The sequence below is a fragment of the Sphingobacterium nematocida genome (assembly GCF_900168125.1).
Taxonomy (GTDB): domain Bacteria; phylum Bacteroidota; class Bacteroidia; order Sphingobacteriales; family Sphingobacteriaceae; genus Sphingobacterium; species Sphingobacterium nematocida.
The window spans coordinates 72,348-87,128 of record NZ_FUZF01000013.1; the positions used below are offsets into that span (position 1 = coordinate 72,348).

Genomic DNA, 14,781 nt, shown 5'->3' on the forward strand with positions numbered 1-14,781 from the left:
ATTTTTTACTTTCGTGAGTACAGTAATATTATTATTTACTTTGTTTAAAAGAAATTTTAATAATCTGCTTGATCCTATTGCTATGCATATATTTTGGTTATCAGGGAATATAGCTTTTTTAACTGCATACATATATAGATATGGGATTTCTAATATGCCAATATGGTTTTTTTTATTTTTTTTAACCTACATTTTTGTCCTTAAAATATTCCTTAAAAAAGTAAGAACTGGAATAATTGACCATAACATGTCGGATAAGATTAAAGAAAAAACGTTCAAAATTAAATTTGTATATATAGTAATAACTTTTATTTATTTTTTTTCAAAAATTTCTTTTTTTAAGTATGCGATGGAAAATCCATCATTAAGTAGCTGGTTTTTTTATCGATTTGTTGACTTACAAGGTAGAGACCCTGTTCTTAGAATATTATCAACGGGTTCCGAAGTTTATTTTTATTTCTTTTCTTTTATTTTAATTTTTCTGATTAAAAAGTGGCGCCATTTAGCATTTATTGGGGTGGTTATGGCTCTTTTGATCGGAGTTTTTTCTGGGGGAAGATCATCACTATTAGCGGCTTTGGTCTACTTGGGGGCTTTTATTTTTTATTTTAATAACTTATTCGAAAAGAAAACTATTACAAAAGTAAATTTTATTGGCGTTATTATGGTCTCATTTGCAATACTTGTAGCGATTGTTGTATCCACATTTTATGAGGAAGATATGTCAATTGTAGATGGCTTTAGTATTATAGTAAATAGATTCATAGCAGTTGGAGATGGTTTAGAATATTATATGTTATATAATGGTTCCACTCATATAAAGTCTGGTTTAACCGAATATTTTATGGCAATATTTGGTGTATATGTTAAACAATTTAGCAGCATAGAATATAAAAACGTAGGAACGCAATTAACAGAATTGGTTGTCGGTGATGTGTATTTTGCCCAAGGAGCGAACTTTGTTTTTCCTTTACAGACAATGGTACTTGGGTTTTATTCTTGGTTTATTTATATTCCAATATTGGCCGCATTTGTGGCTTTATGCAGAAGTAACAGGACTAAATCATTTATTTTGTTACCCTTTTCATTTTTTCTATCATTCCATTGTTTCACTTTCGCCACAGATATGGAATATGCATTATTATGTTTAATTTCAGGTGTCCTGATTTATCTGATCGTTGTTTACCCAATATTAAAAATTAAGTTTTGAAGAAAATTTCTGTTTGTTTACCTAGTTATAATGGAGAATTATACATTAAAGCCCAACTCGAATCTATATTAATGCAATTGTCTTCTGATGATGAGATAATAGTTTCTGATGATACTTCTATCGATAGAACTGTAGAAATAATTGAATCTATCGGCGATCAAAGGGTTATCTTGCATAAAGGAAATAGCTTTAAATCTCCAATTTACAATTTGGAAAATGCTCTTAAAAAGTCAAATGGTGACATAATAATATTGGCCGACCAAGATGATTTTTGGTTACCTGGTAGAGTGGATTTAATATCTCAAATGCTGCAAAAATGTGATCTTGTGATGACTGATGCTTTTATTGTAGATAAATTTTTAAATAAAACAGGAACAACAGTTTTTGAAGTGCTTAAAACAGACGTGGGGTTCCTGTCAAATTTGGTTAAAAATAAATTTGTTGGATGTTGTATGGCATTTAATAAAGATGTTAAAGAAAAAGTTTTGCCTTTTCCGAGAAATCTTCCTATGCATGACCAATGGATAGCATTGATTGCCCATTTGTATTTTGATATTAGATTTGTTACAACACCAACATTACTATATAGAAGACATGATAGTAACACTTCTAATACTGGAGAAAAAAGCTCAAATAGTATTTACGTAAAATTATTATTTAGGGTCAGGATTTTTATAGCAATAGTAATCCACTTTTTTAGCAAAAAAAAGTTTAATTAGACTATCGAAATGTTAAGATATTTAGAGTATGAATTTAAAATCATTCAAAAGGGATAATAAATGAAAATAGCACTCATAACGGGTATTACCGGACAAGACGGATCTTACCTAGCCGAATTATTATTAGAGAAAGGGTACATGGTGCATGGCATTAAACGCAGGGCTTCATCTTTTAACACACAACGGATAGACCATCTATATGTAGATCAGCATGAGCAACATGTTCGATTTAAACTTCATTATGGAGATCTTACGGATTCTACAAATCTTATCCGAATTATTCAGGAAGTAAAGCCTGACGAGATTTATAATTTAGGAGCAATGTCTCACGTAAAAGTTTCTTTCGACTCTCCGGAATATGTAGCAAATGTGGACGGAATAGGTACCTTACGTATTTTGGAAGCTGTACGTATTTTGGGTTTGGAGAAAAAGACTAGAATCTATCAAGCATCTACCTCGGAACTGTATGGTGGATTGGCAGAGAATAAAAATGACAAAGGATTTTATGATGAAAATTCACCTTTTTATCCCAGATCGCCATACGGGGTTGCGAAAATCTACGGTTTCTGGATAACTAAAAATTACCGAGAAGCGTATGATTTATTTGCTTGTAATGGTATTTTATTTAATCATGAATCTCCGCGGCGAGGTGAGACATTTGTAACTCGAAAGATTACGATGGCTACAGCCGCTATTGCGTTAGGAAAGCAAGAATGTCTTTATTTAGGTAATCTTGATGCGTTACGTGACTGGGGGCACGCAAAGGACTATGTAGAAGCTATGTGGCGTATATTGCAACAGGACAAAGCAGAAGATTATGTAATTGCTACCGGTGTAACCACTACCGTACGCGATTTTGTAAAGATGTCTTTTGCTGAGGTCGGCGTTGAATTGGAGTTCAAAGGAGAAGGAGTAGAAGAAAAAGCCTTTGTAAGATCAAGCACTAATCCTGAATATAATCTTGAAATAGGAAAAGAAGTTGTGGCTGTTGACCCAGCTTATTTTAGACCTACTGAAGTTGATCTTTTAATTGGTGATCCTACAAAATCCAGAACTAAATTAGGATGGGAACCTAAGTATGACTTAGCAGGTTTGGTTAAAGAAATGATGCAAGCAGATTTAGAAATATTAAAGAAGTAACTGATAAAAGACAAGTAAATTGTGTGTCGTTTGTAGTTTTTTGACAGAAGTAGAATAAGAAGTATGAAAAAAAGTGATAAAATCTATATTGCAGGTCATCGAGGGATGGTCGGGTCTGCTGTATTACGAGAATTGCAACGTGTAGGATTTAATAATTTTGTATTAAAGACTTCATCCGAATTAGACTTGCGCGATACCACTCAAGTGGTAGATTTCTTTGAAATCGAGAAGCCGGATTATGTTTTTTTAGCTGCAGCTAAGGTTGGGGGAATCGTTGCAAATAATACTTACAGAGCTGATTTTATTTATGAGAATTTAATGATTCAAAATAATGTCATACATCAATCTTATTTAAACGGTGTTAAGAAACTTATGTTTTTAGGCTCATCTTGTATCTATCCTAAGTTCGCTCCACAGCCGTTAAAGGAGGACTATCTTTTAACAGGGGTATTGGAGCCCACGAATGAACCTTATGCTATAGCAAAGATCGCGGGAATTAAGATGTGTGATGCTTATCGCGAGCAGTACGGCTGTAACTTTATTTCGGTTATGCCAACGAATTTGTATGGACCAAATGATAATTATGATTTAAATAACTCTCACGTCTTACCTGCCTTATTGCGGAAGTTTATAACTGCAAAGAATAAGGGTAAAAACGAAGTTGTAATATGGGGGAGCGGAGAACCTCTAAGAGAGTTTTTACATGCTGATGATTTGGCTAGTGCATGTGTATATCTGATGGAGAACTATAATGAATCAGGGTTGGTAAATATTGGGGTGGGAGAGGATATTTCTATTTATGACTTAGCTGTTTTAATTAAACAAATAGTTGGTTTCGAAGGAAGTATTGTTTTAGATAAAACTAAACCCGATGGTACACCTCGAAAACTGATGGACGTATCTAAACTAAGGAGTTTAGGGTGGGTAGCAAAAACGTCTCTAAAAGATGGGATTGAAAGTGTTTATCAAGAAGTGAAATCAAAATTTTAATCATTTATGATAAAGATTTCTGGAGCAATAGTACTATATCGAAATGATAGAAAGGTTCTTTTGGGGGCAATAAATAGCTTTTTAAGATCTACTCTTGTCGATACGTTATTTCTAGTTGATAATTCACCAGATAGCACTCTAGCTGATATTGTACAAAATCCTCGTGTTGTTTATATTCACAATCCCAGTAATCCTGGATTTGGTGCTGCTCATAATATTGCATTGAGAAAGGCTATGGAAAATGGTTCAAAGTATCATTTAGTCCTGAACCCAGATGTATACTATAATGAATCTGTACTAGAAAATTTAACAACTTTTCTTGAAAAGAATGATTCTATAGGAAATGTGATGCCTAAAGTCTTATATCCGGATGGGCAAAATCAGTATTTGTGTAAGCTATTGCCTACTCCTTATGACTGGATAGGACGACGATTCAACCCATTGAGATCAATGGTAGATAAAAGAAACGAAACATTTGAGCTTAGATTTTCAGGTTATGACAAAATTATGGATGTTCCTTATTTGTCAGGTTGTTTTATGTATCTACGGATATCAGCTCTCGAAAAGGTTGGCATGTTTGATGAGGGGATATTTATGTATGGAGAGGAAGCAGATTTGTGCCGTCGTTTGATTGACGGGGGGTATAGAACGGTTTTTTATCCGAAGGTAGAGATATTTCACCATTTTGAGAAAGGCTCTCATAAATCTTGGCGTCTAACTAAGATAGGCATGCAGTCTGCTATCTACTATTTTAATAAATGGGGTTGGTTTTTTGATAAAAGACGTAGACAAATAAATAGGAGGGCGCTTCGAAATTTAAGAGGATGAAAACAGCAATTCTAGGCTCCTCTGGTTTTATTGGGAAGAATCTTTTGAAAGTATTATCAAATGCTCATGGAGTTTCCCTTCGAGAAAAGACATGGAGAAATGATTTTGATTCAGCGTCGGTACTAATAAATTTTGTTGGGAAAGCTCATGATCATAAAATGCTTGCTACCCAAGAGGACTATTACCATGCAAATACTGAATTAGCAAAGCAAGTCTATGAGGCTTTTGTAGCTTCAGAAGCTATATTGCTAATCCATGTGAGCTCACTAGCCGCGGTTGAGGAATTTGAATCTAACGTGCGACTAACTGAATCGAATCAATGCCACCCTGTGTCTTGGTATGGGAAGTCCAAATATGCTGCTGAAAAATGGCTTTTAGAGCAAAAACTGCCAAGTAACAAGAAATTAATTATCCTGCGCCCACCTATGGTACATGGACCGGGGGATAAAGGAAATCTAGGTCTGTTGTATAAATTTATTTCTAAAGGTATTCCTTATCCGCTTTCATCATTTGATAATAAACGATCTTTTATATCGATAGATAATTTTTGCTATTTCATAGAGCAGATTATTGAGGGGCAGGAAAAGATGGAGTCGGGAATATACCATATCGCTGATGATGAGCCTATATCAACAAAGGAAATAATAGCGATCATGAAGAATGTGACAAATAAAAATGTTCGTAATGTGGCTTTGCCTAAGGCTTTTGTGAAGACGATTGCTAAAATTGGAGATAAAATTCCCATTCCTTTAAATAGTAAACGTCTAAAAAAAATGACGAGTGATTTGCTGGTTTCTAACGAAAAAATCAAAAATGCATTGGGAATAGAGAAATTGCCGTTGACAGCGAAAGAAGGATTGGAGAAAACGATAAGGAGTTTTAAGGAAAAGTAAGGCTTAGATAGCGGTAATATTGAGTGAGAAAAGGAGCGATTAGGGTTTTAGATTTCTCCGTTACGTTTCCCGAGAGTCGGGACGCGGCGAAATGACGTGTTTTCTAGAAGAAATTATAATGATATACGCATTAGTTTTTATTGCTCTATTTGTATTAGAGCTTGGTTATTTTAAGATAGCAGATCGCTTTAATATAATCGATAAGCCCAATGAGCGCTCCTCGCATACAGCCATTACACTACGTGGTGGTGGAGTGATATTTTATCTAGGGGCTTTAGTTTTCTTTATCCTGTCGGGATTTCAGTACCCTTGGTTCTTTTTGGGATTGACAATGATGACAGTGGTTTCTTTCTTGGATGATGTATTTACACTGTCCAATAGGATACGTCTGTTGGTGCATTTTTCGTCGGTACTCTTAATGGCTTACCAGTTGGAGCTCTTTGAAATGCCCTGGTATTTTTTGCTAATTGGGTTTGTGGTAGTAGTGGGGGTGATCAACGCGTACAACTTTATGGATGGGATCAACGGAATCACGGTCTGTTATAGCTTGGCAGTAGCAGGATTGTTGTTGTTAGTAAATGAAAAGATTGAATTTATAGCATCGGATTATCTGATCTATACGATATTGGGATTATTAGTCTTTGCCTTCTTCAACTTCCGGACGAAAGCGAAATGCTTTGCGGGCGATGTGGGATCGGTAGCGATAGCCTATATCTTGCTATTTGCGCTGGGAACTCTTATTATTACTACTGGAAACCTGATCTATATTCTTTTCTTGGCCGTATATGGGATTGACGCGGTGTGGACAATAATTCGTCGACTTTATCTTAAAGAAAATATATTTAAAGCACATCGTTCTCATTTGTATCAATATCTGGGCAATGAAGCTGGAGTTAACAAACTGTTGATCTCATTTTTGTATGGTGCAGTTCAGTTTGGAATAGGGTATGTGGTGATACAGTTGGCAGGTAGGAGCTTGAATATTCAGCTTTTGTTTTCTGTCGGATTATTGTTGGGGCTGAGTATCATTTATTTGCTCTCCAAGAGCTACATCATCAAGCGGTACGTTAATTAGGAAAAACGAACGGTGTGAGGAGCTTGATTATAGGATGTATCGTCCGGGTCTGAAGGCCCCAGCTGTGCTGCGTTGGGAATGATACAGAAATAAAATAAGGGAATGTGTATATGGGGCCACTAGACCCCGAAGTACAATAGCGAGGCAAACATTAACGCAGCTACAACAAATAGACTAAAAGCTACAGCGAATACCCGTGCCTCATTGGGCAATGTTTTAAAGATTAACGTAAATTTGCTCATATAAAATTCAAAAAAATAGGTAATATGTAAATATGTTTCTAGCAATATTGGTGCCGTTTTTGCTATGGAGTATTAATATATTTGATTTGTTACTTTTAAGTTCTTTTTTTAATTTATTCTATGATAACTGTTACCAAAGGGGGCATGGCCTCTGATCATCGCGGATCTATCCGATTTGTCAATGAATTTGACATGACGCAGGTCAAACGCTTTTATATTATCGAAAATAAAGACGCCGAGCTCATACGCGGCTGGCGTGCACACCGTATAGAGCAGCGCTGGTTTTACGTGCTTTCGGGATCTTTTATATTGGATCTGGTCAAAATCGAGGATTGGGAGAATGTGTCGGCACAACTGCCTATAGAACGCAGGGTACTATGCGTAGAGGACAAGCAGGTAGTGCATGTGCCTGCTGGCTATGCTACTGCATTTCAGGCGATAGAAGAGGGGGCTGAGCTATTGGTATTTGCAGATTATGGTATTGAACATGCCGCGAACGATGACTATACTTGGCCTGCAGGGTACTTCATAAATCGCGATGAAGTATAATAGGCCTCTGGTCGGCCTCGAGATAAGAAAGTTTTTTTATTTTTTTTCGATACAAGATGAGTTTGTATCATCTGCAAGGTTAATCCAGTTAGGGGGGCTGTGTTGACCAATTTGGAGCTCGATGTCATTGGTGTCGGCTTTGTGCTTTAGTCTTTTTTTGAAAGGCAATTCTTGTTTTTTGAGCCTTTTACGATGCAGGTGTTTCGGAAGGATAACCCCGTCTGAATAGGCTGGTATCAGTGATCTCTATAGATAGGGGTTTTGTGTAAATATTGTATGTTATTGTATTGTTTGTCAGAGTTATATGGTAGCATAGTAATTTCATGAAAACTTAAAAATTGCTTAATGCGAAAGTTTTGATTTTTAAGCTTTCGCTTTGTAACTTTGGTAATACACTAACTTAAACAACCCCAATGATCAATGTTATTTTATTGATAATGCCTTTCATGGCTATGGCTTCTCCAAGTCGGAGTGATGCGATAGAGCAAGAGAAAACAAGCCATTTTAGCAGTAGGTATTTATCAAAAGCATCTCCTGCGGATAGTACTTATATCACCCTAGAACTGTATGGCAAAGATAAAGAGCCGCTGGATGTAGCTGCTGCAACTAATATTAATGTGTCGCAATATCGCAATAGAAGTGAAGAGCCGCATATTTATAAAGCATTGGTCCCGAATAGATCCATACCTCGCTTTATCTATGTGCAGTTTGATGATAGGTACCCTATTTATTTTCAAACAAATCTAAGAACGAACCGAGATGTGGTCTATCGCTTGTATCTGACGAAAAGTAAGTGATAACTGGGGTTAATAACCCAAATGAAAGATATTGTGGGTACAAATCTTATTTTGTATTTTGGAAGTAATGTACAGTAGGCTCTGTATTTTCTAATGTAGAGAGAAGGAAAAGACTGAGTGGGAATCGGCTAGTAATCATTTACTTAATTCAAAGGGTATAATGGGGATTTTGTCAAGATTGTTTGGTAAAGGTCAGGAGGAAGCCAAGGAGAACTCGTTGGGGAAACTGGCATTTCTCCAAGTGGATATGCATAATCATCTGCTCCCGGGTATCGATGACGGTAGCCAATCTACGGAACAGTCAGTTTTACTCATAAAGGGCCTGCATGCGATGGGCTTTGAAAAGTTTATCTGCACACCCCATATCATGGCGGGGGTACATCCCAATACAAAATCTACGATAGCTGCAGCGCACGAGGTGCTAAATAAGGAGCTGCACACGACAAATCCTAAGGTACAGATATTTGCGGCTGCCGAGCATATGATCGACGAAGAGTTGGAGACGATCATTAAGATGGATAACCTCTGTGTAATGCCGGGAGGTTATGTGCTCATAGAGATGTCTTACATTGCGGAATCTAAGGCGCTATTCCAGACAATACTGGATATACAGAACCTGGGTTATAAGCCCATACTGGCCCATCCCGAACGCTACAACTACTACCACTACAACTTTGATATGTATAAGCAGATCAAAGATGCAGGTTGCCTCTTGCAGCTCAACTTGCTTTCGATAAGCCGACACTATGGTAAGGAAGTGAAGGAGGCCGCATTAAAGATGATTAAATCGGGTATGTATGATTTTGTAGGCACAGATACGCACCACGAAAGGCACATGACTGCGCTACAGGATGTGGTGGCTAAGTACCCGGTAAGGGACCTGTTAAGAACCTGTCCGATCAAAAATCCAACTCTGTTGGATCATTTATAGGCCGAATCGCTGTTAATGGATATAGAAATAAGGCTTAGCTCTTCGATAGGGCTAAGCCTTATTTTTTAATCGAAGTCCAGAAAAAATATTTTGGGAAGGCTACTAGTTACGGAAACGTTTGCATGAATAATGTAGCATCCCTTTATTAACTTTAGCTATAATAGCCTCACAATTTGTAACTGAAAGTTGAAAAGTGGACCTAGATTTATGACAGCAGATAGCACAGAATCGCTTTTTAGACAGTACTATGGGAGGCTGTGCGTGTATGCCACAGGTATACTGGCAGACCCGAACGCAGCGGAAGATGTCGTGGCCGCGGTATTCTTAAATATAATAGCCAATGGAAGTAAGGGAGATGTGGGACTGGCCTATCTGTATCGTGCGGTCAAAAATGGCTGTTTGAAGAATATCCGCCAGGAGAATACCCATACCAAATACTTGGGCAGCGGGATGATAGCGGTCAGTGAGGATGCCTACGACAAGCACATCATCCAGACTGAATTGACCGTAGCGTTATCTGCCCTGTTGGAGGAATTGCCAGAGGGATGCAGCCGTATCCTGAAGATGAGCTATGTGGAAGGGCTAAAGAATGCCGAGATAGCCGAGAAGCTTTGTATCTCTATACACACCGTAAAAAGTCAGAAAAACAGAGGTCTATCGCTGTTGCGGGAAAGGGTCTCACTGCAGTATTTACTTACTCTATTGCTGTTTTTGAAAAATTTTTAAAAAAAGATAGTTTTCGTTCCATCCTTTTCGCAGCCCTGTGGATTATAGGTATATGGAACAGCACTCAATCCGACTGGCGCAACTGATCGCCAAATATATAAATCATAGTATTTCATCCGATGAACTGAAGGAGCTTAGGAAGGATCTTTCTGAAAAGGAGCTAGAGAGCATTTTGTTTGATTTTGAACAAAGACAAGAAAAACAAGATGAGCTGCTGCTGTACTTTGAAGCGAAAAAGGAGGGGGCTTGGGAAAACCTACAGACTGTACCAAACCCTCGTGCCAAATGGAGCGTTTTTTACAGATACACCGCAGTGGCTGCTACTTTGCTGCTGGCGGCCTTGTCCTGGTATGTATTGCGATGGGATCAACAGCAAATTGTACGGTACAATGAGGTGCTGCCGGATTATGTATTTGGTCAAAAAAATGATGTCAGCCCAGGTAAGATGCAGACGCTGATAGAACTGGCCAACGGGGAGACGCTGGTCGTGCAGGATAAGATCATTAAGATAGGAGCAGACGGTGTGTTGGACGCTGCCACCGATGCTTTTTTGACGCAGCAAATGGAGAACATAAAGACTATCAGCACACCGAAGGCGAGCAATATCGAAGTTTGGCTACCCGACAACACCAGGATATGGCTGAATGCCTCAAGTACGCTGACCATGGATAAGGACTATAACGTAAATAATAGGACGGTACACTTGGATGGGGAAGCTTTTTTTGAGGTTGCCAAAGATCGGGACAGGCGCTTTATGGTCATCTCGGATAGCGATACGGTAGCCGTTTATGGTACCTCATTTAATGTGAATAGGTATGGAAAACGTATGGCAACGACCTTGCTGGAAGGAAAGGTACGTATGCAGGGTAAAGGTAACGCAATACTGGACCTGCCGGTGGGTTATCAAGGTAGATGGCGGAATGGGCAATTGATCGCGATGAAGGTGGATGTGAAGAAATACAGCTCCTGGAAAGAGGGGTATTTCTACTTTAAACAGGATAATCTGAATGAAGTGGTAAAGAGGATGGCCGATTGGTACGATATCGAAATACAGTCTGAGGTGGCCGATAAGACAGTACAGATATCGGGAACAATAGATAAAAAGGCGAGTCTGGCCGAGGCGGTGTCCATACTGAAAGATGTATCTGGACTCCAGTTTACGATAGACAATAGAACACTGAAAATAACCAAATAAACGAACTTATGGAGAAGGATTGATAATGCGGCAAAGCCTGGATGAACGAACTAATTGTAGTATTTAAAAAAGAAAAAATACCAATCTAAATTATGATGAAAAACCGATTTAAAAATAGGAGCCGACAAGTGTTAAAGTACGCACTGCTCGTACTGTCGATGTTCTTATTTGGCTTTTGGGCACAGGCAAATGCTCAATTGATTACACTCAAACACAGTAATGCACGTATTGAAAAGGTGTTGGAGCAGATTACCGGGCAGTATAAAATACACTTTCTATATAAGGATGATCTGTTGAGTCGATTGAAACCGGTGAGTATAGAGGTTAGGGAGATGAATATCGATCAGGTGCTCCACGAGTTATTTCGTACTACAGGAATCACCTACACGCGACGCAATAATAATATAACGTTGCAGCGAAGTGAAAGGCTGGACAACAGACAGGATAAAATTAAAATAACGGGCTTAGTGACTGATAGTGCCGGTGTAGCCATCACGGGGGCTTCTGTAGCCTTGAAATCGAATCCGGCGATTGGCACGGCTACCGATAGAAATGGCCGATTTGTTATGGAGGTGCAGCCTAACGCGGTATTGGTGGTAAGCTATATGGGGTTTGCCAGTCAGGATGTGTCCGTAACAGGAGAACGGGATTATAAAATAGTATTGCAACCTGATGCTGCGGGACTGGAAGAGGTAATCGTTGTGGGCTTTGGCAAGCAGAAAAAGGAATCTGTCGTGAGCTCGATCGCGACGGTATCGGGGGAAGCGCTACGTGCACCTACCCGAAGCCTAAGTAATAATCTCGCAGGGCAGGTGCCGGGACTGATCGCTGTACAACGATCAGGGATGCCGGGTTATGATGATGCCGAATTCTGGATACGCGGTACCAGCTCTTTTGCAGGTGGCACGTCTCCGCTAGTTTTGGTGGATGGTATCCCGAGGAGCTTGAATAATATTGATCCCGATGAAATCGAAACCTTCTCGCTATTGAAAGACGCGGCTGCTACCGCAGTGTACGGGGCAGAGGGGGCCAATGGGGTAATTTTGATCACTTCTAAAAGAGGGAAGGTGCAGAAGACTGAAATATCCTATCGTGGAGAATACTCCTATTCGAACCCGACACGCGTGCCAAGTGTAGCTTCTTCGTTTGACTACATGCGCTTATACAATGAAGCGTTGCGCAACGATGGGCAGGAACCGATGTTTTCGGATGCACTGATGGACCTTTATCGGACCAACGCAGACCCCGATCTGTACCCAAGCAGCAATTGGTACGATCTACTCTTAAAGGATCATACCTATAATACAAGACATAACCTCAATTTTAGAGGTGGAGGAGACCGAATGCGTTTCTTTGTGAATGCAGGTTTCTTTGGTGAGGATGGTTTATTTATCTCCTCGAAAAATTACGATAACAACTCGAAATTTCATCGCTATAACCTGCGAAGTAATATCGATATGGATGTAACGGCTACTACTACACTACGGGTAGACCTGGCTGGACAATATGGTAAAGTGAACCGCCCTTTCTTTGACCAGACGAATATATTTGAGCGCTTCTCGCGCATACCGCCACACTTATTCCCGGCGCTCTATTCGGACGGTCGTCTAGCTGCTCACCCTTCACAGGATTTGAATAAGGTAAATCCATACAATCAGTTGACCGAATACGGTTATAGAAAGGAATGGCGATCTTCTATACAGAGCCGCGTAGATATAGAACAGAAGTTGAATTTCCTGACACAGGGCTTGCGTGCCAAAGGTACAGTGAGTTACGACTCGTACGGTGAGTTCCAGATGTATAGAACACAAACTCCTGAAACTTTTGTAGCAACGGGTCGGGATGCGGATGGCAACCTGATCTATCAGCGCAAGACGAATAAAAGTGCTATGGGCGAGCCTATAGAAACGAATTCGGCCGAAAAGAAAATCTACCTAGAGGCTTCGATCAATTATGACCGTGTATTTGCAGACAAGCACGATGTGTCGGCGATGGTACTGACCTACCAGAAGGAAAGGCAGCTGCATAGCCAGGCACTGGCCTATCGTAAGCAGGCTTATGTTGGGCGTGTGACTTACAGCTTTAACCGTATCTATTCCATGGAGGCTAATTTTGGTATTACAGGATCGGAACAGTTTGCAGAAGGCTACCGTTTCGGTTTCTTCCCAGCAGTAGGGGTGGCGTACAACTTGACGAATGAGCCTTTCTTTCCGGAGGATCTGAAACGCTATGTCTCTAATGTGAAGTTGCGTGCTTCTGTCGGTAGAACGGGGAATGATGATACAGGGAGTGATGCCAACAGATTCTTGTATAGAGGGCAGTTTGCTGGATATTCTACCTACCCGATTGGAATAGGTACGTCGGGAGCGACCAACTCGCTGGCGGGTCTCACCGAAACACGTTTCGAGGCGCCCATGTTAGGCTGGGAGATTGAAGATAAGCGTAACTATGGGGTAGATCTGGGGCTTTTTAATAGCAAGTTGCAGATTACGGCCGACTATTTTGATAATCTACGTACAAATATATTATTGCAACGTCGGACGATAGTGAACGTGGCGGGGTATATGTCGAGCCCATGGCAGAACTTTGGTAAGGTGCAGAACAGAGGTGTGGACGGTTCTATTACTTTTAATCAAAAGTTGGGGTCGGATTTCAGCGTGCAGCTGCGGGGTAATTTTACTTTTGCGCGTAATAAGATCATCGAATACGATGAGGTGAAGCAGCTATACCCTTGGATGGAACGTACGGGCAAGCGCCTGAACGCGATCGATGATGTGTATATAGCAGAACGCCTATTTAATGATGGTGACTTTAATATCTATACGAATGAGGATGGTAAAATCGCCTATCAGCTCAAAGACGGCATCGCCCCATCCGAGCAAATGTCCAACCCAAAACCGGGGGATATCAAATATAAAGACCTGAACGGAGACGGTATCGTGAATACGTTTGACCGGGTAAAAGATGCTGCGATGCCAACTGTACCGGAGATCATATATGGATTTGGTACTAGCTTTAAGTATAAAGGGGCTTTTTTGAGTGTATTTTTTCAAGGAGCGGCCAATGCTTCGGCAAACCTGAACAACCAATCCAATGCGATGATGCCATTCCACTGGGGGGTATTGGAAAGTAATGTGCGAACGGAGGTGCTGGAAAGCAGATGGGATGCCCAAAACCCGAATCAGGATGTGTTCTTCCCTCGAATTCAGATCGCTAACATGACCAATACAAATACGGCGAATACCTGGTGGGTAAGGGATGCTTCATTTATAAGGTTGAAGAACGTAGAGTTTGGGTATAATTTTGATGTAAAGAGATTGAATCTTATTGGAATAAGGTCCATCCGATTATATGCAATGGGACAGAATGTAGCCCTGTGGGATAAAGTGAAGATGTATGACCCGGAGCTGGGAAATAGTGCTGGAGGGACTAAATATCCGATCCCTTCGATATGGACGGGTGGTCTGGAATTGTCGTTTTAATCAA

At 39.9% G+C, this 14,781-nt stretch carries 13 protein-coding genes; all 13 read left to right on the forward strand.

Annotated elements, in window-relative coordinates; genetic code table 11:
* Positions 1–13: 13 nt before the first annotated feature.
* The 13 genes from B5X76_RS14165 to B5X76_RS14225 all read left to right on the forward strand — a co-directional run bounded on the left by B5X76_RS14165 (position 14) and on the right by B5X76_RS14225 (position 14,777).
* Positions 14–1,210: an O-antigen polymerase gene (locus B5X76_RS14165; RefSeq protein WP_176141083.1), complete on the forward strand. Its 1,197-nt coding sequence runs from the start codon at positions 14–16 to the stop codon at positions 1,208–1,210.
* Positions 1,207–1,929 carry a glycosyltransferase gene (locus tag B5X76_RS14170; protein WP_079643973.1) on the forward strand — a complete coding sequence of 241 codons (723 nt, stop codon included), beginning with the start codon at positions 1,207–1,209 and terminating at the stop codon, positions 1,927–1,929. The genes B5X76_RS14165 and B5X76_RS14170 overlap by 4 nt, the downstream gene beginning before the upstream one ends.
* A gap of 60 nt (positions 1,930–1,989) precedes the next feature.
* Complete coding sequence (gene gmd / locus B5X76_RS14175; RefSeq protein WP_079643975.1) at positions 1,990–3,069, forward strand: GDP-mannose 4,6-dehydratase; 1,080 nt, start codon at positions 1,990–1,992, stop codon at positions 3,067–3,069.
* Between the two features lie 63 nt (positions 3,070–3,132).
* Positions 3,133–4,059: a GDP-L-fucose synthase family protein gene (locus tag B5X76_RS14180; protein ID WP_079643977.1), complete on the forward strand. Its 927-nt coding sequence runs from the start codon at positions 3,133–3,135 to the stop codon at positions 4,057–4,059.
* Between the two features lie 6 nt (positions 4,060–4,065).
* A complete protein-coding gene (locus tag B5X76_RS14185) occupies positions 4,066–4,887 on the forward strand; it encodes a glycosyltransferase family 2 protein (protein WP_079643979.1) in 822 nt (273 codons plus the stop codon).
* On the forward strand, positions 4,884–5,780 hold the full coding sequence (locus B5X76_RS14190) for an NAD-dependent epimerase/dehydratase family protein (protein ID WP_079643981.1): 897 nt from the start codon (positions 4,884–4,886) through the stop codon (positions 5,778–5,780). The genes B5X76_RS14185 and B5X76_RS14190 overlap by 4 nt, the downstream gene beginning before the upstream one ends.
* A 118-nt stretch (positions 5,781–5,898) precedes the next feature.
* Entirely contained in the window at positions 5,899–6,855 is a 957-nt protein-coding gene (locus tag B5X76_RS14195) for an MraY family glycosyltransferase (protein WP_079643983.1), read from the forward strand.
* 362 nt (positions 6,856–7,217) lie between these two features.
* Positions 7,218–7,646: a WxcM-like domain-containing protein gene (locus B5X76_RS14200; protein WP_079643985.1), complete on the forward strand. Its 429-nt coding sequence runs from the start codon at positions 7,218–7,220 to the stop codon at positions 7,644–7,646.
* A 413-nt stretch (positions 7,647–8,059) separates the two neighbouring features.
* Positions 8,060–8,443 (forward strand): hypothetical protein, encoded by a 384-nt coding sequence (locus tag B5X76_RS14205; protein ID WP_079643987.1) that lies wholly within the window; start codon positions 8,060–8,062, stop codon positions 8,441–8,443.
* A 160-nt stretch (positions 8,444–8,603) separates the two neighbouring features.
* Positions 8,604–9,374 (forward strand): tyrosine-protein phosphatase, encoded by a 771-nt coding sequence (locus tag B5X76_RS14210; protein WP_079643989.1) that lies wholly within the window; start codon positions 8,604–8,606, stop codon positions 9,372–9,374.
* A gap of 207 nt (positions 9,375–9,581) precedes the next feature.
* Positions 9,582–10,100 carry an RNA polymerase sigma factor gene (locus B5X76_RS14215; RefSeq protein WP_079643990.1) on the forward strand — a complete coding sequence of 173 codons (519 nt, stop codon included), beginning with the start codon at positions 9,582–9,584 and terminating at the stop codon, positions 10,098–10,100.
* A gap of 52 nt (positions 10,101–10,152) precedes the next feature.
* Entirely contained in the window at positions 10,153–11,295 is a 1,143-nt protein-coding gene (locus B5X76_RS14220) for a FecR family protein (RefSeq protein WP_079643992.1), read from the forward strand.
* 92 nt (positions 11,296–11,387) lie between these two features.
* Positions 11,388–14,777 carry a TonB-dependent receptor gene (locus B5X76_RS14225; protein ID WP_079643994.1) on the forward strand — a complete coding sequence of 1,130 codons (3,390 nt, stop codon included), beginning with the start codon at positions 11,388–11,390 and terminating at the stop codon, positions 14,775–14,777.
* The last annotated feature ends 4 nt before the right edge of the window (positions 14,778–14,781 follow it).

Excerpts from the sequence above, each read along its gene's own strand:
- gmd (WP_079643975.1), top strand. The coding sequence starts at position 1,990 with ATGAAAATAGCACTCATAACGGGTATTACCGGACAAGACGGATCTTAC.
- B5X76_RS14180 (WP_079643977.1), top strand. The coding sequence starts at position 3,133 with ATGAAAAAAAGTGATAAAATCTATATTGCAGGTCATCGAGGGATGGTC.
- B5X76_RS14185 (WP_079643979.1), top strand. The coding sequence starts at position 4,066 with ATGATAAAGATTTCTGGAGCAATAGTACTATATCGAAATGATAGAAAG.
- B5X76_RS14190 (WP_079643981.1), top strand. The coding sequence starts at position 4,884 with ATGAAAACAGCAATTCTAGGCTCCTCTGGTTTTATTGGGAAGAATCTT.
- B5X76_RS14195 (WP_079643983.1), top strand. The coding sequence starts at position 5,899 with ATGATATACGCATTAGTTTTTATTGCTCTATTTGTATTAGAGCTTGGT.
- B5X76_RS14200 (WP_079643985.1), top strand. The coding sequence starts at position 7,218 with ATGATAACTGTTACCAAAGGGGGCATGGCCTCTGATCATCGCGGATCT.
- B5X76_RS14205 (WP_079643987.1), top strand. The coding sequence starts at position 8,060 with ATGATCAATGTTATTTTATTGATAATGCCTTTCATGGCTATGGCTTCT.
- B5X76_RS14210 (WP_079643989.1), top strand. The coding sequence starts at position 8,604 with ATGGGGATTTTGTCAAGATTGTTTGGTAAAGGTCAGGAGGAAGCCAAG.
- B5X76_RS14215 (WP_079643990.1), top strand. The coding sequence starts at position 9,582 with ATGACAGCAGATAGCACAGAATCGCTTTTTAGACAGTACTATGGGAGG.
- B5X76_RS14220 (WP_079643992.1), top strand. The coding sequence starts at position 10,153 with ATGGAACAGCACTCAATCCGACTGGCGCAACTGATCGCCAAATATATA.
- B5X76_RS14225 (WP_079643994.1), top strand. The coding sequence starts at position 11,388 with ATGATGAAAAACCGATTTAAAAATAGGAGCCGACAAGTGTTAAAGTAC.